Raw genomic sequence first — 19,006 nt, 5'->3', positions numbered from 1 at the left:
GTTCACCGGGCCGCCCTACCGTGGCCGCATGTCCCGTCGTGTCCCCCGTGCTCTCATCCTCGCCGCCTCCGTGGCCTGGGGCGAGTTGCGCCACGACCCCCGCCGGGCCGCCCTGCTCGGGGTGCGGCTGCTGCCGGCGGGCGCGCGCCGGCGTGTCCGGCCGGTCGAGCGGCGGCTCGCCGCACGGGCCCGTACGGCCGGCCCGGCCGCGGCCCCGTCCGCTGTGGCCCGGGTGCCGGCGCCCGCCGGACGGGTGATCCGGCCCGTGCCGGGGCGGGTGCTGCACCTGGTCACCAACGGGCTGCCGTTCAAGCACGCCGGCTACACCGTGCGCACGCAGAAGCTGGCCGAGGCGCAGCGGGCCGCCGGTCTGGATCCGCACGTCGTGACGCGCATCGGCTTCCCGGTGGCGCAGGGCGCGCTGGACGCCCGGCCCCTGCAGATCGTGGGCGGGGTGCCGCAGCACCGGCTGCTGCCGCGGACGCTGCCGTACGGGCAGGACGCGCTGCTGGCCCGCAACGCCGAGCTGGCCGGGCGGCTGGTGGAGCGGCTGCGGCCGGCCGTGCTGCACGCGGCGACCGACCACGGCAACGGGCGCGTCGCGCTCGCCCTGCGGGAGGCCTTCGGGCTGCCGGTGGTGTACGAGGTGCGGGGCTTCCTGGAGGAGACCTGGCTGACCCAGGCCCCGGGGCGGAGCAGGGACGACGCCACCTACCGGGCGCGGCGCGCGCTGGAGACGCACTGCATGCGGGAGGCCGACCTGGTGCTGACGCTGGGGGCGGCGATGAAGGCGGAGATCGTGGACCGCGGGGTGCCCGAGGAACGGGTGCTGATCTCGCCGAACGCGGTGGACGAGGAGTTCCTCGCCCCGCTGCCGGACGGGGCCCCGGTGCGGGCCCGGCTCGGCATCGCGCCCGAGGAGCTGGTGGTCGGCACGGTCAGCAGCCTCACCCCGCACGAGGGCATCGGCACGTTGCTCCATGCGGGTGCCGAGCTCAGGCGCCGGGGTGTGCCGCTGCGGCTGCTGATCGTGGGCGACGGTCCGGAGCGCGCGGCGCTGCGGCGGCTGGCCGCCGAGCTGGGCCTCGGCGACGGGGCCGCCCTGTTCACCGGCCGGGTTCCGCACGCCCAAGTGCGGGAGTTCCACGCCGTGTTGGATGTGTTCGCGGTGCCGCGCACCGATGAGCGCGTCTGCCACCTGGTGACCCCTCTCAAACCGGTCGAAGCGATGGCGAGCGGTCTTCCCGTGGCCAGTAGTGATCTCACCGCAATGAGAGAACTGATCGAACCGGAAGTGAACGGACAGCTAATTCTTCCCGAATCGTCCCGTGACTGGGCAGATGCGCTCGAAAAACTGCTTTACAGTCAAAAGCGGCGGGCCCGATGGGGAGCGTCCGCCCGGGCGCTGGTCGCGCGTGACCGCACCTGGAAGCGGGTCGCCACCACGACCCGTGAGGCGTATCGCGCACTCGGATGCGCCTGACAGCCGCCCCTTTCCCCACCCCCCATTCCAAGTCCGTTCCGTCCTGCCTTGAGGCCGGGTGAATCCCTATGCAGGTCGAGAAGACCGAATCGCTCGGGGAAACAAGCGAACAGCTCGGGGAATCAGCACGGGCCGACCACGTGGAACTCGCGGTGATCGGCCTCGGATACGTCGGACTGCCGCTCGCGCGGGAAGCGGTGTCGGTCGGGCTGCGGGTCGTGGGCCTCGACCGCGATCCATGGGTCGTCGGCGCCCTCAACTCCGGGCGCTCGCACGTCGACGACGTCGGCGACGACGACGTGCGCCGCATGCGCGACGCCGGTTTCACGGCGTACACGGACGACGCCTGTCTCGCCCGCGCGCAGACGATCGTCATCTGTGTGCCGACCCCGCTGAGCGGGGACGGCGGGCCCGACCTGGGCGCGGTGACCTCCGCCGCGCGCACGGTGGCGGGCCGGCTGCGGCCCGGACAGCTCGTGGTCCTGGAGTCGACCACCTATCCGGGCACCACCGAGGAGGTCGTACAGCCCCTGCTGGAGGAGTCCGGGTTGCGGGCCGGCGAGGACTTCGCGCTGGCCTTCTCGCCGGAGCGCATCGACCCCGGCAACACCACGCACGCGCTGCGCGAGGTGCCCAAGGTGGTCGGCGGCTGCACCCCGGCGTGCGCGGTGCGCGCGGTCGCCTTCTACGGCAAGTTCATCGACACCGTGGTCCAGGCGAAGGGCACCCGCGAGGCGGAGATGGCCAAGCTGCTGGAGAACACCTACCGGCACGTCAACATCGCCCTGGTCAACGAACTCGCCATCATCTGCCGTGAGTTGCACGTCGACGTGTGGGACGCGATCCGCTGCGCGGGCACCAAGCCGTTCGGCTTCCAGGCCTTCCGGCCCAGCGCCGGCGTGGGCGGGCACTGCATCCCCATCGACCCGAACTACCTGTCGTACAAGGTGCGTTCGTCGCTCGGCTACGACTTCCGGTTCGTCGAGCTGGCGCAGGAGATCAACCGGCGCATGCCGGACTACGTGGTGCGCCGCGCCCAGGACCTGCTCAACACCGCCGGCCGCCCCCTGCACGGCTCGCGGGTGCTGCTGCTCGGCGTCACCTACAAACCGGACGTCGCCGACCAGCGCGAGAGCCCGGCGGTGCCGGTGGCCCGGCAACTGCGGGAGCGGGAGGCCGAGCTGTCCTTCCACGATCCGCACGTGCCGCACTGGTCCGTCGACGGCGTGCCCGTCCCGCGCGCCGACGACCTGACGGCGGCGGTGCGCGAGCACGACCTGACCATCCTGCTGCAGGACCACTCCGCCTACGACCTGGTCGCCCTGGCTGACGAGACCCGGCTGCTGTTCGACACCCGCGGACGGATCTTCCGGCCGGGCGTCGAGGTCCTGTAGGCGCGGCCCGCGGGCCTTGCCACCCCCCACCGTTCGCGCGGAGTCGAAAGGCACTTCGATGCGGGTACTTGTCGTGACCATCGTGCACCACCCCGAGGACGCGCGGATCCTGCACCGGCAGATCGCCGCCCTGCGGGAGCGCGGCCACCAGGTCGTCTACGCGGCCCCGTTCGCGGCCCGCCAGGTGGCCCCGCGCCCCGGCGTCGAGGGCGTCGACCTGCCCCGGGCGGCCGGCCGCGACCGCCGGGCGGCGCTGCGCGCGGCGCGGCAGCTGCTCGCCGAGCGCGGCCCGCAGGCGGACGTCGTCCTCCTGCACGACCCAGAGCTGCTGCTGGCGCTCCCCGGCACCCTGCGCCGCTGGCGGCGCACCGGACGGGCGCCGGTGACGGTGTGGGACGTCCACGAGGACACCGCGGCGGCGCTCGCCATGAAACGCTGGGTGCCGCGGCCGCTGCGGCCGGCGCTGCGCGTCGGGGTGCGGGCGGCCGAGCGGCTGGCCGAGCGGCGGCTACGGCTGCTGCTGGCCGAGGACGCCTACCAGGACCGCTTCCGCCGCACCCATCCGGTCGTCCACAACCTCGCCGCCGCGCCGCCTCCCGCGCCCGAGCCGCCCGGCACCGAACGGGTCGTCTACCTCGGTCACCTGTCGCGGGCCCGCGGCGCGCTGGACCTCATCGAGACGGCGCGGCTGCTCGGATCGGCGATACGCGTCGAGGTCATCGGCGCGGCCGACCCCGACGTGCGGGAGGCGCTGGCGGCGGCCGATCGCGACGGCGTCCTGCACTGGCACGGCTTCCTGCCCAACGACCGCGCGCTCGCCCTGCTGACGGGCGCGCTGGCCGGCCTGTCCCTGCTGCACGACCAGCCCAACTACCGCCACTCGCGCCCCACCAAGGTCGTCGAGTACATGGCCCACGGCGTGCCGGTCATCACCACGCCGACCCCGCTGGCGGCCGAACTCGTCGAACGGCACGGCTGCGGTCTGGTCGTGCCGTACGAGGACCCGCGGGCGGCGGCGGAGGCGGTGCGGCGCCTGTGCGCGGACCCTCGGCTCCGGCTGCGTGCGGCCCGCCGGGGCTACGAGGCGGCAGTGGCCGACCTCAACTGGCAGCACCGGGCGGAGGACTTCGTCGGCCTGCTGGAGAGCTGGACCCGGCAACCGACCGCCCCCGCCCACCTGACGGGCGTACCGGCGACACCGTAGCGGAGGCCCGCCAGGCTGGGGACCCGCACCTACGGCATCCAGCCCCAGCCGCCGGGATAGCGAACGGGCATCAGGCAGGGCTGATACCGCCGGCAACACCCAGCACCAGCCGCCGCAACAGCAGACGGGTACCAGGCAGAACCCATACCGCCGACAACACCCAGCACCAGCCGCCGCAACAGCCGACGCGCGTCAGGCAGGGGCCTGGACCGCGGGCAGCATCCAGCACCAGCCGCCGCGACAGCAGACGGGCATCAGGCAGAACCCATACCGCCGGCAACACCCAGCACCAGCCCCAGCGACAGCAACCGCACATCAGGCAGGGCCCATACCGCCGGCAACACCCAGCACCAGCCCCTGCGGTAGCGGACGCGCGTCAGGCTGGGGGCTGGACCGCGGCGTCCAGTATCGGTCCCACCTCGCTTGCCACGGTCTCCAGCGCGCGCGTGTTCCCTTCGGCCCTGGCCATGATGATCGCCCCCTCCAGGGCGCTGATCATGAGCGTGGCGAGGGGCTCGGCCCGTTTCGCCGGGACCCCCATGCCGGTCAGCGCGTCGGCGACTGGTCGCGTCCAGGTGGCGAAGGCGGCGGCCGCCGCCTGCCGCGTCGACTCGGCCGACCCCGCGCAGTCCACGGTCGCCGCGGCGACGGGGCAGCCCGCGAGGGTGCCGTTGTGCTCGTACTCGTCGGTCCACTGCCGCACCATCGCCGCGAACAGCCCGCCGGGCGTGGGCTGTTCCATGCCCGCCAGGAACCGGGCGACGCGCCGGCCGGCGTACCGGCCCGCCCACGCCACCGCCTCGTTGACGAGCTGCTCCTTGCCGCCGGGGAAGTAGTGCTGGAGCGAGCCCCGCGGCGCCCCGGCATGCGCGGCGACGTCCCGCATGCCCGTCGCGCCGACCCCGTCGCGCCGGATGAGCTGAGCCGCGCTGAACACCATCCGCTCCCGCGGACCCCGTTCGGACACCGTGATCACCGACCTTCCTCCCCCCACTCTATGACCGCCGTCATAACCGCCGCTACTATGACCGTCGTCATAGACCTGCTCGCCGACCACCCCACGGACGGCCCCCGGACCCCGGACACAAGGGAGCGCACGGTGCACCTCGGCTTCATCGGGCTCGGCGTCATGGGACAGCCCATGGCACTCCGGCTGGCCCGCGCGGGAACCCCCCTGACCGTCTGGAACCGCACCCCGGCCCGCGCCGAGCCGCTCCGCGCGGCCGGCGCCGAGGTGGCGGCGGACGCCCGCGAGCTGTTCGGGCGGGCGGACGCCGTACTGCTCATGCTCGCCGACGACCGGGCCATGGACGCCACGCTGGGCCGCGGCACCCCGGACTTCGCACGCCGCGTCGCCGGCCGCACGGTCGTCCACATGGGCACCACCTCGCCGGAGTACTCCGAAGCCCTGGCGGCCGACGTCCGCGCGGCCGGCGGGAGGTACGTCGAGGCACCCGTCTCCGGCTCCCGAGTGCCCGCCGAGAAGGGCGAGTTGGTGGCGATGCTGGCCGGGGAGCCGGCGGCCGTCGACGCCGTACGGCCGCTGCTGACCCCCCTGTGCCACCGGACGTTCGTCTGCGGACCCGCACCGAACGCCCTGCTCATGAAGCTGTCGGTGAACCTCTTCCTGATCACCCAGGTCACCGGCCTCACCGAGGCCTTCCACTTCGCCGACCGGCAGGGCCTGGACCGGCGGCTGTTCCTGGACGTGCTGGACGCGGGCCCGATGGCCAGCGCCGTCTTCCGGACGAAGGCGCCCAAGCTGCTCGCCCGCGACTTCGCGGTGCAGGCGGCCGCCCTGGACGTCCTCAAGAACAACCGCCTGATCGCCGAGGCCGCCCGCAGGACGGGCCTCGCCTCCCCACTGCTCGACGTCTGTCACGCCCTGTTCCGCGAGACGGTGGCACTCGGCCACGGCGGCGAGGACATGGCGGCCGTCCTGCACGCACTGGAGGCCCGCACCAACGGGCCGTCCGTCACCCCTGGTTAGCGCCCTCGGGAATCCCGTACGCCCGCTCCACCTTCAGCCGCACCACCAGGCGCCGGTCGCGGACCATCGCGGACCGGTAGTCGTCCCAGTCGGGGTGCTCGCCCAGGATGTCGCGGTAGTAGCGCACGAGTTCGTCGACCGTCTCGTCGTGCGGGTCCTTCGCGACCGGCGAGAGCTCGGCGGTGCCCTCGACGACCGTGTACGCGCGGCGGTCGGGCGTGGAGACGTGGTACGACGCCCGCGCGTCGCGGCGCAGGTTGCGGGTCTTGGCCCGGTCGTCCGTGACCGAGATCCGCAGCACGCCCTCGTCCGGGTAGTAGTGGTGGCTGACGTTCGACAGCTGGGGCCGGCCGTCGCGCTTGAGGGTGACCAGTACGCCGCCGCGCACGTCGGAGAGCAGGTCGAGCAGTGTGTCCTGAGTCATGTCCGGCTCAACCGGCGGGGCCGACCCCGGCATTCCCATGGCATGCGCATTCCCATGGCATTCCCACGGCAGGCCCCGCCTCGTCCGGTAGACACTGTCTACCGGGCACTGGTAGACAGTGTCTATGAGTGATCCCGAAAGCGGCCTGCGGGCCCGGCTGATCGACGTCGGAGTGGACCTGGTGGCCCGGGAGGGCGTGCAGGCGCTGACCCTGCGGGAGATCGCGCGCCGGGCCGGCGTCTCGCACGGGGCGCCGCGCCGGTACTTCCCCACCCACCTCGAACTGCTGTCCGCCATCGCCCGGCGCGGCTTCGAGCAGCTCGCCGGGCGGGTGACGGCGGCGGCCGGCAGCGGTACGGCGCCCCCGCGCGAGCAGCTGACCGCGCTGGCGCACGCGTATCTGGAGTTCGCGCTCGGCAACCGCGGGATGTACGAGCTGATGTTCCGTCACGATCTGCTGGACAGCGGTCACTTGGGGCTGCGGGACACCAGCCTGCCGCTCTTCGGGCGCCTGGTGGAGCTGGTCGGCGCGGTCCGGCCCGACGCGGACGCCCGGCTCGTCGCGGGCGCGCTGTGGGCGAACCTGCACGGCATCGCCCAGCTGTGGGGCTGGGGCAGTCTCCAACTGGTCACCGGCGCCGACGACTTCGCGCCCCTGCTGCGATCGGCGCTGGACGCTCACCTCGGGGCTCGGACATGAGGGCGCACCGCGGCCTGACGCTGGCGAGCAGTGTGGCCGGCGCGGTGATCGTCGCCCTGGACGGCACGGTCCTCACCGTCGCGCAGCCGACCCTGCGCGAGGACCTGGACGCCTCCTTCGCGCAGGTGCAGTGGACCAGCACCGGTTATCTCATCGCCGTGGCGGGCCTGTTGGTGATCGCGGGGCGGCTCGGCGACCGGTACGGGCACCACCGTCTGTTCGCCGTCGGCATGCTGGGCTTCGGGGCCGCCTCCGCGGGCATCGGCCTCGCGCCCGACGTCGGCTGGGTGATCGGCCTGCGGGTGGTGCAGGGCGTGTTCGGGGCCCTGGCGCAGCCGGCCACGCTCGGAATGCTGCGGGCCGTGTTCCCGCCGGACGGGCTGCGGATGCCGATCGCGGTCCGCACGAGCGCGATCGGGCTGGCGGCCGCGGCCGGACCCGTGCTGGGCGGGGCGCTGGTGGCCGGGCCCGGCTGGCGGGCCGCGTTCTTCCTGAACGTCGTACCGGCGACCGTGTTCGGCCTGCTCGCCCTCGCCGTCCGCACCCCCCGCCGCTCCTCCCCCATCCGCCTGGACCTGCCCGGCGCCCTGCTGCTCGCGGTGACGCTGGCCTGTCTGGTGCACGCGCTGGTGGCCCGGTCGGCGGCCGAGGCGGCCGTGGCGGCACTCGCCGGCGCCCTCCTCGTCCGGCACGAGCGGTGCGCCGCGAGCCCGCTGATCCCGCCGGACGCCCTGGGACCGGCGCTCGGCGTCCTGGTCGCCGCTTCGGCGGCCCTGAACGGCACCCTGTTCACGGCCACCTTCCTGCTCCAGGACGCCTTCGGCCTCGATCCGCTCCAGATGGCGCTGCGCAGTCTGCCGCTGGCGGCGGCGATGATCCTCGCCGCGCCCGGCTGCGCGGTGCTGCTGCGCCGCGCCGGGGCCCGCCGCACGACGGTGTCCGCGATGCTCGTGCTGGTCGCCGGGATCCTGCTGCTGGACCGGGCGTCGGGCACGTTCTCGCTCTGTGCCGCCTTCGCGCTGCTGGGGGCCGGGTTCGGCACGGTGATGGTGGCGGCCACCCATGTCGTCGTACGGCGGGCCGCGGTCGGGTCGGCCGGGGTGGCGGGCGGGTTGCAGCAGACGGCGATGAACGTCGGGCCGGTGCTGGGCGTGTCCGCGGCGACCGTGCTGACGGAGCTCGGTGGCGGGCAGCGGCCGGCGCTGCTGGTGCTCGCCGCGCCGGCGGCGGTAGGTGCCGTCGCGGCCGCCGCGCTGCCGGGGCGGCGCTGTGACGCGGGCGACGATCACCGTCAACCGGGGGACCGGGTCGGTGTTCCTGCGCGACGATGAGGTCCGGGGCCGGTCCGGCGGGGTACCCGGACCGTGCTTCGAGGAAAGCGATCGAAGGAGAGCGATGCCACAGCTGCGACAAGAGGTCGACCCGGGCGAGGTCGGACTGGACGCGAAGGCGCTGGACCGTCTCGACCAGCACTTCGCCCACTACGTCGACGAAGGGTGCCTGCCCGGCTACCTGGTGGCCGTGGCCCGCGGCGGCCGTGTCGCCCATCTCACCGCGCACGGCCGGCGCGACATCGCGGCCGGTCTGCCCGTCGAGGCGGACACCCTGTGGCGGATCTACTCCATGACCAAGCCGGTCACCGCCGTCGCCGCGCTGATCCTCATGGAGGAGGGCCGGCTGTCGCCGGACGACCCGCTCGACCGCTTCCTGCCCGCGTTCGCCGAGCCGCGCGTCTACGTCGGCGGCTTCGGCGCGGACGTCGTCACCCGCCCGGCCGCCGGCCCGATCCTGATCCGGCACCTGCTCACCCACACCGCGGGCCTGACCTTCGGCTTCTACCACACCCACCCCGTCGACGCGCTCTACCGCGCGGCGGGCCTGGAGTCGTCGGTGGTGCCGGGCACGGACCTGGCGCGGACGGTCGAGGTGTACGCGGGCCTGCCGCTGCAGTTCGACCCGGGCACCGAGTGGAACTACTCCGTCGCCAGCAACGTCCTCGGCCGGGTCGTCGAGGTCGTCTCCGGGCAGCCCCTCGACGCGTTCTTCGCCGAGCGCGTCCTCGGCCCCCTCGGCATGACCGACGCCGGCTTCCACGTCACGGACGAACAGGCTTCCCGGCTCTCGGAGTTGTACGGCGAGACGGAGGCCGGCGGCATCGAGCCGACCCCGGGCCTGCCGGTGCGCGGCCGGCCCCGGTTCCTGTCCGGCAGCGGCGGCCTGGTGGCCTCGGCGTACGACTACCACCGCTTCATGGAGTTCCTGCGCCGGCGCGGCGAACTCGACGGCGTGCGACTGCTCGCCCCCGAGTCGGTGGACCTGATGACCCGCAACCACCTCCCGGGCGGCGCCGACGTCCGCGCCTTCGGCAGCCGGCCCGCCCAGGACACCCCCACCAACGACGGCATCGGCTTCGGTTTCGGCGTCTCCGTGGTGATCGACCCCGCGCGTACGCCGGCGCCCACGGGCCTGGGCTCGTACGGCTGGAGCGGGGTGGCGACGACGACGTTCTGGGTCGACCCGGGCCGCGATCTGACGGTGCAGTTCTACACGCAGGTGCGGCAGAAGTCCTCCAAGCCGTACTTCGCCGACCTCAAGCGGCTCGTCCACGAGGCCGTCACCGACTGACCCGGCCGGCCGCGCCTACCGGTCGACGCGCAGGGTGAACTCCACGCCGTCCCGGGCGAGTTCACCCAGCCACCGCTCGGAGCGGGCGGCCGTCTCGGCGGCCCGGCTGAGGCCGGCCGGCAGGGAGCCGTCCAGGATGTGGCGGACGCCGAGGGCGAGCGGGCGGGAGACGCAGCGGGCCATGGCGCTCTCCCGCGCGTCGCCCGTCATGTCGAGCAGATAGCCGCCCGCCCAGCTCTCGCCCGCCTGGCCGCGCACGGTCAGCGACACGGCGAGCACGACCCGGTCCCGGTCCGCGTCGGTCGTCGGGTACCGCTCGGCCAACTCCCGTGCCAGGGCGGCGATCCGCGCGTCGTCGCCGCCCTTCAGCTCCTCGAACACGGCGTCCCAGGCGCGCAGCCAGCCCTCCAGCCGCAGCGTGCCCCGCACGAAGGACCGCGCCTTCCACGCGGCCGGCAGCCCGTACTGCTCGACGAAGGGCACGCTGTCCCGGTTGGGGTAGACCTCGAAGGCCTCGCCGTCGACGACGTGCCGCCGGGTCGCCTCCCAGGGACGCCGCACGGTGGTCTCGGCCCCGTCCTGGAGGTAACGGGCGGGTGCGCGCAGTGCGTTGAGGACGCCGGCCGGCGCCCAGCTGAACCGGTAGGTGAAGTCGTTCGGCACGGCCGGGACGCCGCCGCAGTAGGAGGTGAAGTCGTACGTCGCCACCGTGCCCTCGCCGACGGCCTGCCGGGCGCGGGCGACGAGGCTGTGGGCGAAGAGGTGGTCGATGCCGGGATCGAGCCCGGCCTCGGTGAGGACGGCCAGTCCCGCCGCGGCGGCCCGCGGCACCTGGTCGAGGACGGCGTCCGACACATAGCTGGAGCAGGCGAAGTGTGCGGTGCGGGCTACGCAGGCGGCGAGGATCCCGGCGTGTTCGGGCGCGGGCAGCATCGACACCACGACGTCCCCGGGCGCCAGTTCGGCCGTGAGCGCCTCAAGCGTGTAGGCGCGCGGCTCGGCGCGTCCGGCGAGGCCCAGCCGGCCGAGGGCGCCGGCGGCGCGTTCCTCGGTGCGGTGCCACAGCCGTACCCGCTCGGCCGCCGCGCACAGCCGGGCCAGACCGCTGCCCGTGGACAGTCCCGCGCCGACCCAGTGGACGGTGCCGCTCGCCGCGATCCGGTCAGCCACGGCCCGCCTCCCCTGCCCCGACACCGAGTTCACGGCAGGCCTGGTGGAACCGCTCCAGGCAGCGCCCCCACGCCCCGCCGACGCCGAAGTCGAGGAGCTGGGGCAGCAGGGCGGCCGAGAAGTCGGTGCTGGACTCCCTGGGCAGCAGGGACGGCAGGTTGTCGATGGCGATGAGGTCGAGCGGGGGCTCCTTGCGCAGCCGGCGGGCGGGCTCCGCCCAGTCGGTGGTGCGGTCGTAGACCGGCAGGACGTTCAGGGGCGAGCCGACGTCGCAGGTGACGTCGCACAGGGTGCGCAGGCGGCGGGCGGGGTCGTCGAGGTCCTGTTCGCGCAGGAAGGGCGGGACGGGGGTGGTGGCGAGGACGGCGTTGACGAGCACGTCGTGCGCGAGCAGCGCCGGGCGGTCCAGGTCGCGGGTCTCGGCCAGGTCCCAGCAGGTGGGGTCGACGCCCGCCGTGTGGAAGGCGACGCGTGCGCCGCGGCCGCTGCGGCCGAGGGCGCCGATCACCAGGGCGGTGAACTCCTCGTCGGCCTTGACTGGTTGGAGGAGAGTGTCCAGGTCTTCCTTGGTCGTCGGGGTCAGCGGGGCGGTGAGCCTGCCGCGGTGCTGGAGGACGGCGAGGGCGGCGCCGAGGTAGCCGGCCCAGAAGCCGAAGGCGGCGAGGCGGCGGCCGTGGTCGTCGACCAGGTACTCCAGGTCGAACAGGGCTCCTCCCCCGCGGGCGAACCGGCCCAGCAGGTCCGCGGCGCCGGGCTGCCGTTTGTAGGCGTGCCCGAAGAAGATGTGCCGGTGCGGCAACTCGGCCGGGTCGTCCGGGAGTTCCTTCAGGCCGAGGACGACCGCGGCCCGCGGCGCCGACCGCCACGAGCCCGCGGGCGCGACACCGCAGCCGGCGGCCTCGTACTCCTCGATGGGGAAGATCCGCTGGGGGGACTCCTCCACGGTCAGCGTCACGCCGGCCTCGGTCAGTCGCCGGGCGTCGGTCGGCACGACCGGCGTGCGCCGCTCGGTGCCGCGGTCCTCGTGGCGCAGCCACAGGTGGAGCTCTGTCATACCAGGTTGGCCTCCGGGCGCGGGGCGTCGGCCGCGAACCGGCCGGCGCTCAAGGGGCTGACGTCCACGAAGGGTACGCGGCCGAGGTACAGGTCGCGGACGACCTCGCCGACGGCGGGTCCCTGCAGGAAGCCGTGCCCGGAGAAGCCGGTGGCGTACAGGAAGCGGGAGACGGAAGTGGCCTCGCCGATCAGCGCGTTGTGGTCGGGCGTGTTCTCGTACAGGCCGGCCCAGCCCGCCGTGCGGCGCAGGTCGGCGAGGGCCGGGGCGCGGCGCCGCATCGCCTCGTACAGCCGGGGGATCCACCGGTCGTGGGTGTCGGTGGCGAAGCCGGGCCGCTCGTCGGGGTCGGACATGCCCAGCAGCAGGCCCGGGCCCTCGGTGTGGAAGTAGAGGCTGGTGGTGAAGTCGATGGTCATCGGCAGGTCGCGGGTGAGGCCGGGCACCGGTTCGGTGACGGCGACCTGGCGGCGCAGCGGCTCCACCGGCAGGTCGACGCCGGCCATCGCGCCGACGGCCCGGGACCAGGCGCCGGCCGCGCAGATCACCGTGTCGGTCGCGATCCGGCCGAGCGTGGTGGACACGGCGGTGATCCACTCGCCCTGGAGTTCGATGCCGGTGACCTCGGTGTGCCTGAGGATGCGGACGCCGAGGTCGCGGGCGGCGGAGGCGTAGCCGTGGACGACGGCCTCGGGGGTGCAGTGGCCGTCGCCGGGCGAGAAGGCGGCGGCGAGCAGGCCGTCGGTGGTGATCAGCGGGGAGAGCCTGCGGGCCTCCTTCGGCGTGATCATGCGGCTGGGCACGCCGAGCGCGTTCTGCAGCCGCACGCCGCGCTCGAAGGAGGCCACCTCCTCGGGCGTCGACAGCAGGAAGAGATAGCCGACCCGGTGCAGCCCGATGTCGCAGCCGATCTCCTCGCCGAACCGGTCGAACGCCTCCAGACTGCGGGCGCCGAGCTGGATGTTGAGCTCGTCGGAGAACTGCGCCCGCACCCCGCCGGCCGCCTTCGAGGTGGAGCCGGAGGCGAGTTCGTCGCGTTCGACGAGGACGACGTCCCGCACTCCGGCGGCGGCGAGATGGTAGGCGATGCTGGTGCCCATCACCCCGCCGCCGATCACGACGGCACTGGCCTGCATCCTCACGGGCGCCTCCACGACGGTCGGGTGTCCCCCTCTTCCCTGTCCGGACTCCCCGCCCCGTAACCGGGCGTCCCCGTGATCGGCGCGATCAGGACAGGTGCGCCACCGCGTCCAGATGCGGCAGCACGTGGTCGAGCCGCTCGCGCTTGGTGCGCAGGTAGGTGATGTTGCTCTCGCACGGCGGGATCAACAGCGGGACCGTCTCGGACACTTCGATGCCGTGCCGCACCAACGCCTCCCGCTTGCGGGGGTTGTTGGACATCAGGCGTACGGAGTTCACGCCCAGGTCGTGCAGCATCCCGGCGGCCACGCCGTAGTCGCGGGCGTCCACCGGCAGGCCGAGCGCGAGGTTGGCCTCCACGGTGTCCAGGCCCTCCGCCTGCAGGGCCATCGCGCGCAGCTTGGCGAGCAGCCCTATGCCGCGGCCCTCGTGCCCCCGCAAGTAGACGACGATGCCGCTGCCTTCGGCGACCACGGCGCGCAGCGCGGCCGCCAGCTGGTCGCCGCACTCGCAGTGCTGGGAGCCGAACGCGTCACCGGTCAGGCACTCGGAATGCAAACGGGTCAGGACGTCTTCGGCGCCGATCTCGCCGTAGACCAGGGCGACTTGTTCGTCACCGCGGTCGTGGTCGAGGTAACCCACCGCCCGGAATTGTCCGTACCGCGTGGGCAGCGGCGCATTCACGATCCGTTCCACGCCCGTGCGCTTGGCCGGCTTCTTGCCGAGTACGCCGATTTTTTCTGTCATGATCTGATTCCTAAGCAGAGACGAAAGGCCGTGAAGAAATGAGTGGTTCGGGCGCGCGTACGGCGGCATACGGTCTGGTGCCGGCGGACACTACGGAAGAGGTACGGACCAGGGCGGCGGGTGTCTCAACGCAGGTGGCCGTCCTTCCCGTGGGCAGCTTCGAACAGCACGGTCCGTTCCTTCCGCTGGCGACCGACACGCTCGTCGCCTGTGCCGTGGCCCGGGAGATCGCCGCGGCGTACCCGGTGCACCTCCTTCCTCCGGTGACGATCTCCTGCTCGCACGAGCACGCGGCCTGGCCGGGGACCGTCAGCATCTCCTCCGTGACCCTTCACGCGGTGGTACGGGACATCGCCGACTCGCTGCGCCGCTCGGGCGTCGAGGCCCTCGTGGTCGTCAACGGGCACGGCGGCAACTACGTTCTGGGCAACGTCGTCCAGGAATCCTCCTCCCGCGGCGAACGGATGGCACTCTTCCCGGCCGCGGAGGACTGGCAAACGGCCCTGGAGCGGGCCGGGGTGACCAGTTCTCTGCTGACCGACATGCATGCCGGGGAAATCGAGACCTCCATCCTTCTGCACGCTCACCCTGAATTGCTCCGGCCCGGTTACGAGACCGCTGATTTCGTCGCGGACGACCGCCGTCATCTGCTCACCCTCGGTATGTCCGGCTATACCGATTCGGGCGTCATCGGGCGTCCTTCGCTGGGTTCGGCGGAAAAGGGGAAGGAACTGCTGGCGAGCCTCGCGGATTCCTTCGGCGCGTGTTTCTCGCTGCTGACGTCGGCGCCTTCCTGATCCCGGCGGGCGCGCAGAGCGGCGTACCAGCGCACGACGAGGACGGCGGCGCCGGGCAGGGCGGCGACGAAGCTCAGCACGCCGTACACGACGCTGACCGCGAGCCCGGTGCTCGCGCCGAGCCCGGCGGCGGCGAACGCCCAGGCGGTGACGCCCTCCCGGGGGCCGAAGCCGCCGACGTTGAGGGGCAGTCCCATGGCGACCAGGGCGAGTACGGCGATCGGCAGCAGGGCGCCGACCGAGGCGGCGCTGCCGGCGACCCGGGCGGCGAGCACGAACATCGCGAGGTGACCGGCCAGCACGAGGACGGAGGAGACGGCGACGCCGGGGCCGTTGCGGCGGGACGCCAGCCCCTCGCGGGCCTCGGCGAGGGCGGCGCGCAGGGCGCGTCCCCGGCGGGAGGGCGTCGTCCGGTTCATCCGCAGGGCGACGGCGACGGCGAGCGCGCCGACGGCCGCGAAGAGGACGAGGGGCGCGGCGTGCCGGGCGTCGGCGCGCACGGGCGACGGCATGACCAGCAGCACGGGGATGCCGACGGCGGTCAACGCGAGCTGTCCGGCGGCTCGTTCGAGGACGACCGTGCGGACGCCGCGGCCCAGGTCGCCGGCGCTCTGGCCGTGCCGGACGGCCCGGTGCACGTCGCCGAGGACGCCGCCGGGCAGGGCCGCGTTGAGGAACAGCGCGCGGTAGTAGTCGGCGACGGCCGCACCGAGCGGCAGCCGGATCTTCAGGCCCCGGGCGACCAGGGCCCACCGCCAGGCGCTGAGCACGGTGGTGACCAGCCCGATCACGAGTGCCCAGAGCAGCGTCGGCCCGTCGATCCGCCGCAGCCCTTCCAGGAAGACGCCGGTGCCCAGCCGCCACAGCAGCACGGCGAGGATGACGACACCGGCGACGGTCCCGAAGTGGGTGCGCACGGCCGGGGAGTTGAGAACGGCCCGCCACCACGGCGTCCGGGCCGCCGCCTCGGGACGCGGCACGCGGACGACGACCCCGATGCGGGACGCGGAGACGGCGGGGCCGGTGGGCGCGACGGCGGCGGGATGTGCCCGCGCGGCCGAGCCCGCGAGGACCACCTCCGTCCCCGCCGGGGCGGCCGGGGCGACGGCGGTCGTTCGCGGCGTGGTGGCCGGGTTGGCCGTCGTGCCGACGACCGTTCCCGCCGTGCCCGCGACCGTCCGCGCCGGAGCGGCGGAGGCGCCGCCCGGGACCCGCGCCGCGGCGGCCGTGTCGGCCACCGTGGCGCGCGTCCCGGTCTCACCCGGCGCCTCCGCCGACGGGCCGGCCGGGGCAACCCCGCAACCCCCGCCCGCCCGCGTCCCGGGCCCGCTGCTGAGGACGGGCACCCGTACCGTCTCCACGCTCACGCCGCACCCCCGGTCGGCCGGCACATCGCCAGCAGGTCGCTGTGGTGGACCAACACCTGCAGTTCCCCGGCCTCGCAGGCAGCCAGCCGCTCGCGCAGATACCGTTCCGCACGCGGCTTGAGCTCGGGGCGCTGTTCTACGGCCGCGCCGACCCAGCCGCGCAGCCACTGCGCGGTGAGCGCGGCCTCGGCGGGGCCCAGGCGCCAGGGACTGGGGTGGATCCGTACCGTGGCGCCGCGCTCGGAGAACGCCTCGGCCGCCGCCGTGACCGCGTCGGGGCCGAGCAGTCCGTTCCGGCGCTGGTGGGCGTTGAACGCCTCGGCGATCTCCTCGTCCATCGCGTCGGCCGGCGTGAGGTCGACCCGGCCGGCCACCGACAGGGTCAGCAGCGCCGTGCAGCCCGCTCCGGTGCAGGCCGCGGCGAGGGTGTCGACCTCCTCGCGGGTGAGGACGTCGAGCAGCGCGGACGCGGTCACCAGCGAGGCGCCGGTCAGGGCGTCCGGGGTGAGGCGGGCGACGTCGCCGCGGCGCGTCTCGACGCTGACCCGACTGCCGTCGGCGGCCGAGCGCGGCGAGGCGACGGCCGCGAAGTGCAGCAGGTAGGGGTCGCGGTCGTGCAGGATCCAGTGCTGGGCGCCGTCCAGCAGGGGCGCGAGCCAGCGGCCCATCGAGCCGGTGCCGCAGCCCAGGTCGTGCACGACCAGCCCACGCCGGCCGGGCAGGTTGGCGAGCCGGATGCGCAGCGGGTCGAGCAGGTCGTGCGCCCGGGCGGCGGCGTCGGCGCCCTCCCGCAGCTCCAGCCACTCGGGGGCGTACCGCGGCGGCTCCTCCGCCCCGGTCTCCCGCAGCCGTACCGTCGGCCGCTCACCGGGACGCGGACTGGGACCGGCACCGGGAATCACGGATTCAGCGGAACCGGCCACGGCCCCCGCAGCACCGACAGCACCCTCCAGAATTTCCACGCCCTCCACGGCCCCGTTCACAGCACCCCCCGACCCGGCCCCGGCACCCCCCGCGCCGGCCCCGGACCCGCCCACGGCCTTCACACCCCCGGTCACGCCGCCCCCAGCCCCGGTCACGGCCTCCACGGCCCCGGTGACGGCGGCCCCCAGCCCCGTCACAGCACTCCGCGACCCGGCCACGCCGCCGCCCGACCCGGTCACGCCGCCGCCCGGCCCGGCCACTGCACCCCCCGCCCCGGCCACCGCCTCCGTGGCCGCCCCGGGCAGGGACTGCCTCGGTCCCGGCTGGGCCGGGATCTTCCCGCCTGCCCGTACCGTCCTGTTCATGCCGCCCTCCTGGGTTCGCTCGGCAGCCGGCCCAGTACTCCGGCGAGACTGCGGGCCGTGGTCGCCCAGCCGTCCAGGGCGGCCCGCCGGCCCCTGGCGGCCGCCTTCAGACGGCGTCGTACGTCGGCCTCGCCGAACCAGCCGCGCAGTTCGGCGGCGATCGCGGCGGGGTCCTCCGGCGGTACGAGGATGCCGGGCACCCCGCCGTCGGGGGCGCGGCCGACCGCCTCGGGCAGGCCGCCGACGTCGGTGGCGAGCACCGGGATGCCGCGCGCGAGCGCCTCGGTGACCGCCATCCCGTACGTCTCCGCGTAGGAGGTGAGGACCATGAGGTCGGCGGCGGCGTAGCTGGCGTCCAGTTCGGCGCCGGCCTGCGGTCCGGCGAGGTGGATGCGGTCTTCGAGTCCGTGCTCGGCGATCAGCCGCCGCAGGTGGGCCACGTACTCGGGGTCCTGTCCGAGCCCGCCGACGCACACGCAGCTCCACGGCAGGTCGGCCGCCGCCGCGAGCGCCTGCACCAGCCGGTGCTGCCCCTTGCGGGGCGTCACGGCGGCGACGCACAGCAGCCGGGACACCCCGTCGGTGCCGGAGGCCAGCGGCGCGATGTCGGCGCCGGGGGCGGCGACGTGGACCCGCTCGGGGGCGAGGCCGTGGTGGGAGACGAGACGGCGGACGGCCCAGTCGCTGGTGGCGATCACGGCGGGCACGGCCCGCAGCACCGTCCGCTCCCGCCGGTCCAACTCGGCGGCCAGGGAGGGTTCGAGGCCGGTCTCGTCGCCGAGCGGCAGATGGACGAGGACGGCCAGCCGCAGCCGTTCCGCTTCGGGGACGACGATCTCGGGGACGCCGCAGGCGACGAGCCCGTCCAGCAGGACGACCGTCCCGTCCGGCAACTCCCGCAGGGTGCGGGCGAGTTCGGCGCGGTCGGCGGCCCCGGGCCGCGGCCAGTCGCCGCCGACCGCGTGCTTGTGCACCTGCCAGCCGAAGCCGGGCAGGTCCAGACTGACGCGCCGGTCGTAGGCGTTGCCGCCGCTCGGCGCGGCCGGGTCGTCGACGCCGCCCGGCATGACGAAGTGCACGCTGCGCAGGGACATGGGGATGATCTCGGCGTTCTTGATCGCGGAGTGCTGTACGGGGACGTAGTCGAGCCGGGCCCGGTCCATGGTCGTGTCGGTCACAGCGCACGCTCGTAACTCGCCCAGGCGATGTGCGACTCGTGCAGGGTGACGGTGATGCCGGCGATGCCCCGGGCGCCCTCGCCGAGGGCGCCCTTCTCGATCCGCGCGGCGAGCCGGTCGGCGATCACCTTGGCGAGGAACTCGGTGGAGGTGTTGACGCCGGCGAACTCGGGCTCGTTGTCGAGGTTGCGGTAGTTCAGCTCGCTGACGACGGCCCCGAGTTCCTGGGTGGCGAGTCCGATGTCGACGACGATGTTGTCGTCGTCCAGCTGTTCGCGCCGGAACGTGGCGTCCACCAGGAACGTCGCTCCGTGCAGGCGCTGCGCGGGCCCGAAGACCTCGCCGCGGAAGCTGTGGGCGATCATGATGTGATCGCGGACGGTGACACTGAACAACGGACGACCCTCCAGGTGCGGCGCGTCTGGTCCCCCTGCTGCTCCCTGC

17 protein-coding genes and 1 pseudogene are annotated in these 19,006 nt (G+C 74.2%); 8 read left to right on the top strand and 10 right to left on the bottom strand.

From position 1 onward, the window contains the following. Window positions 1-28 precede the first annotated feature (28 nt). The 3 genes from ACYF6T_RS09675 (at window position 29) to ACYF6T_RS09665 (ending at window position 4,081) form a co-directional block, all read left to right on the top strand. The gene (locus tag ACYF6T_RS09675; protein ID WP_461695131.1) at window positions 29-1,483 is read left to right on the top strand and encodes a glycosyltransferase family 4 protein; all 1,455 of its coding nucleotides are present in this window, start codon (window positions 29-31) and stop codon (window positions 1,481-1,483) included. 68 nt (window positions 1,484-1,551) lie between these two features. Then, entirely contained in the window at window positions 1,552-2,877 is a 1,326-nt protein-coding gene (locus tag ACYF6T_RS09670; RefSeq protein ID WP_461695129.1) for a nucleotide sugar dehydrogenase, read from the top strand. A gap of 58 nt (window positions 2,878-2,935) precedes the next feature. Further along, complete coding sequence (locus ACYF6T_RS09665) at window positions 2,936-4,081, top strand: glycosyltransferase (protein ID WP_461695128.1); 1,146 nt, start codon at window positions 2,936-2,938, stop codon at window positions 4,079-4,081. A 376-nt stretch (window positions 4,082-4,457) separates the two neighbouring features. Here ACYF6T_RS09665 and ACYF6T_RS09660 read toward each other — a convergent pair whose 3' ends face one another. Beyond that, on the bottom strand, window positions 4,458-5,054 hold the full coding sequence (locus tag ACYF6T_RS09660) for a TetR/AcrR family transcriptional regulator (protein WP_461695192.1): 597 nt from the start codon (window positions 5,052-5,054) through the stop codon (window positions 4,458-4,460). 126 nt (window positions 5,055-5,180) lie between these two features. Between ACYF6T_RS09660 and ACYF6T_RS09655 the strand changes: the two genes are divergently transcribed. Beyond that, window positions 5,181-6,071 (top strand): NAD(P)-dependent oxidoreductase, encoded by an 891-nt coding sequence (locus tag ACYF6T_RS09655; RefSeq protein WP_461695191.1) that lies wholly within the window; start codon window positions 5,181-5,183, stop codon window positions 6,069-6,071. Here ACYF6T_RS09655 and ACYF6T_RS09650 read toward each other — a convergent pair. Continuing rightward, window positions 6,058-6,495 (bottom strand): PPOX class F420-dependent oxidoreductase, encoded by a 438-nt coding sequence (locus tag ACYF6T_RS09650; protein ID WP_461695127.1) that lies wholly within the window; start codon window positions 6,493-6,495, stop codon window positions 6,058-6,060. The two genes, ACYF6T_RS09655 and ACYF6T_RS09650, sit on opposite strands and share 14 nt — an antisense overlap. A gap of 124 nt (window positions 6,496-6,619) precedes the next feature. Between ACYF6T_RS09650 and ACYF6T_RS09645 the strand changes: the two genes are divergently transcribed. The 3 genes from ACYF6T_RS09645 to ACYF6T_RS09635 all read left to right on the top strand — a co-directional run bounded on the left by ACYF6T_RS09645 (window position 6,620) and on the right by ACYF6T_RS09635 (window position 9,820). Continuing rightward, window positions 6,620-7,195 carry a TetR/AcrR family transcriptional regulator gene (locus ACYF6T_RS09645; RefSeq protein ID WP_461695125.1) on the top strand — a complete coding sequence of 192 codons (576 nt, stop codon included), beginning with the start codon at window positions 6,620-6,622 and terminating at the stop codon, window positions 7,193-7,195. After that, entirely contained in the window at window positions 7,192-8,526 is a 1,335-nt protein-coding gene (locus ACYF6T_RS09640) for an MFS transporter (protein ID WP_461695124.1), read from the top strand. Before ACYF6T_RS09645 ends, ACYF6T_RS09640 begins: the two co-directional genes overlap by 4 nt. Window positions 8,527-8,590: 64 nt before the next feature. Then, window positions 8,591-9,820: a serine hydrolase domain-containing protein gene (locus tag ACYF6T_RS09635; protein ID WP_461695122.1), complete on the top strand. Its 1,230-nt coding sequence runs from the start codon at window positions 8,591-8,593 to the stop codon at window positions 9,818-9,820. Window positions 9,821-9,835: 15 nt separating this feature from the next. Here ACYF6T_RS09635 and ACYF6T_RS09630 read toward each other — a convergent pair whose 3' ends face one another. The 4 genes from ACYF6T_RS09630 to ribA all read right to left on the bottom strand — a co-directional run bounded on the left by ACYF6T_RS09630 (window position 9,836) and on the right by ribA (window position 13,931). Then, window positions 9,836-10,990 carry a saccharopine dehydrogenase family protein gene (locus tag ACYF6T_RS09630; RefSeq protein WP_461695120.1) on the bottom strand — a complete coding sequence of 385 codons (1,155 nt, stop codon included), beginning with the start codon at window positions 10,988-10,990 and terminating at the stop codon, window positions 9,836-9,838. After that, window positions 10,983-12,044 carry a saccharopine dehydrogenase gene (locus ACYF6T_RS09625; protein WP_461695119.1) on the bottom strand — a complete coding sequence of 354 codons (1,062 nt, stop codon included), beginning with the start codon at window positions 12,042-12,044 and terminating at the stop codon, window positions 10,983-10,985. Before ACYF6T_RS09625 ends, ACYF6T_RS09630 begins: the two co-directional genes overlap by 8 nt. Next, on the bottom strand, window positions 12,041-13,180 hold the full coding sequence (locus ACYF6T_RS09620; RefSeq protein WP_461695190.1) for an NAD(P)/FAD-dependent oxidoreductase: 1,140 nt from the start codon (window positions 13,178-13,180) through the stop codon (window positions 12,041-12,043). The genes ACYF6T_RS09625 and ACYF6T_RS09620 overlap by 4 nt, the downstream gene beginning before the upstream one ends. Before the next feature lie 91 nt (window positions 13,181-13,271). Beyond that, the gene (gene ribA, locus ACYF6T_RS09615; protein ID WP_461695117.1) at window positions 13,272-13,931 is read right to left on the bottom strand and encodes a GTP cyclohydrolase II; all 660 of its coding nucleotides are present in this window, start codon (window positions 13,929-13,931) and stop codon (window positions 13,272-13,274) included. 38 nt (window positions 13,932-13,969) lie between these two features. On the opposite strand from ribA, the pseudogene ACYF6T_RS09610 reads away from it, so the two are divergent. Beyond that, window positions 13,970-14,716, top strand: a pseudogene (locus ACYF6T_RS09610) (creatininase family protein); the annotation flags it as partial. Here ACYF6T_RS09610 and ACYF6T_RS09605 read toward each other — a convergent pair. From ACYF6T_RS09605 to ACYF6T_RS09590, 4 genes are all read right to left on the bottom strand, one after another. Next, window positions 14,602-15,804, bottom strand: a complete 1,203-nt coding sequence (locus ACYF6T_RS09605) for a lysylphosphatidylglycerol synthase transmembrane domain-containing protein (protein ID WP_461695189.1) — start codon at window positions 15,802-15,804, stop codon at window positions 14,602-14,604. The pseudogene ACYF6T_RS09610 and the gene ACYF6T_RS09605 sit on opposite strands and share 115 nt — an antisense overlap. 287 nt (window positions 15,805-16,091) lie before the next feature. After that, window positions 16,092-17,048, bottom strand: coding sequence for a class I SAM-dependent methyltransferase (locus ACYF6T_RS09600; protein WP_461695188.1), 957 nt, complete (start codon window positions 17,046-17,048; stop codon window positions 16,092-16,094). Window positions 17,049-17,380: 332 nt separating this feature from the next. Further along, window positions 17,381-18,562, bottom strand: coding sequence for a glycosyltransferase family 4 protein (locus ACYF6T_RS09595; RefSeq protein ID WP_461695116.1), 1,182 nt, complete (start codon window positions 18,560-18,562; stop codon window positions 17,381-17,383). Continuing rightward, entirely contained in the window at window positions 18,559-18,957 is a 399-nt protein-coding gene (locus tag ACYF6T_RS09590) for a 6-pyruvoyl trahydropterin synthase family protein (protein ID WP_461695114.1), read from the bottom strand. The genes ACYF6T_RS09595 and ACYF6T_RS09590 overlap by 4 nt, the downstream gene beginning before the upstream one ends. Between the last annotated feature and the right edge of the window lie 49 nt (window positions 18,958-19,006).

The sequence above is a fragment of the Streptomyces sp. 7R007 genome (assembly GCF_054850255.1).
This window is presented reverse-complemented; position numbering and strand designations above follow the sequence as displayed.

What these genes read in the sequence shown, in the direction of transcription:
- ACYF6T_RS09675 (WP_461695131.1), top strand. Translation starts at nt 29, where the DNA reads ATGTCCCGTCGTGTCCCCCGTGCTCTCATCCTCGCCGCCTCCGTGGCC.
- ACYF6T_RS09670 (WP_461695129.1), top strand. Translation starts at nt 1,552, where the DNA reads ATGCAGGTCGAGAAGACCGAATCGCTCGGGGAAACAAGCGAACAGCTC.
- ACYF6T_RS09665 (WP_461695128.1), top strand. Translation starts at nt 2,936, where the DNA reads ATGCGGGTACTTGTCGTGACCATCGTGCACCACCCCGAGGACGCGCGG.
- ACYF6T_RS09650 (WP_461695127.1), bottom strand. Translation starts at nt 6,495, where the DNA reads ATGACTCAGGACACACTGCTCGACCTGCTCTCCGACGTGCGCGGCGGC.
- ACYF6T_RS09645 (WP_461695125.1), top strand. Translation starts at nt 6,620, where the DNA reads ATGAGTGATCCCGAAAGCGGCCTGCGGGCCCGGCTGATCGACGTCGGA.
- ACYF6T_RS09640 (WP_461695124.1), top strand. Translation starts at nt 7,192, where the DNA reads ATGAGGGCGCACCGCGGCCTGACGCTGGCGAGCAGTGTGGCCGGCGCG.
- ACYF6T_RS09635 (WP_461695122.1), top strand. Translation starts at nt 8,591, where the DNA reads ATGCCACAGCTGCGACAAGAGGTCGACCCGGGCGAGGTCGGACTGGAC.
- ACYF6T_RS09625 (WP_461695119.1), bottom strand. Translation starts at nt 12,044, where the DNA reads ATGACAGAGCTCCACCTGTGGCTGCGCCACGAGGACCGCGGCACCGAG.
- ACYF6T_RS09620 (WP_461695190.1), bottom strand. Translation starts at nt 13,180, where the DNA reads ATGCAGGCCAGTGCCGTCGTGATCGGCGGCGGGGTGATGGGCACCAGC.
- ribA (WP_461695117.1), bottom strand. Translation starts at nt 13,931, where the DNA reads ATGACAGAAAAAATCGGCGTACTCGGCAAGAAGCCGGCCAAGCGCACG.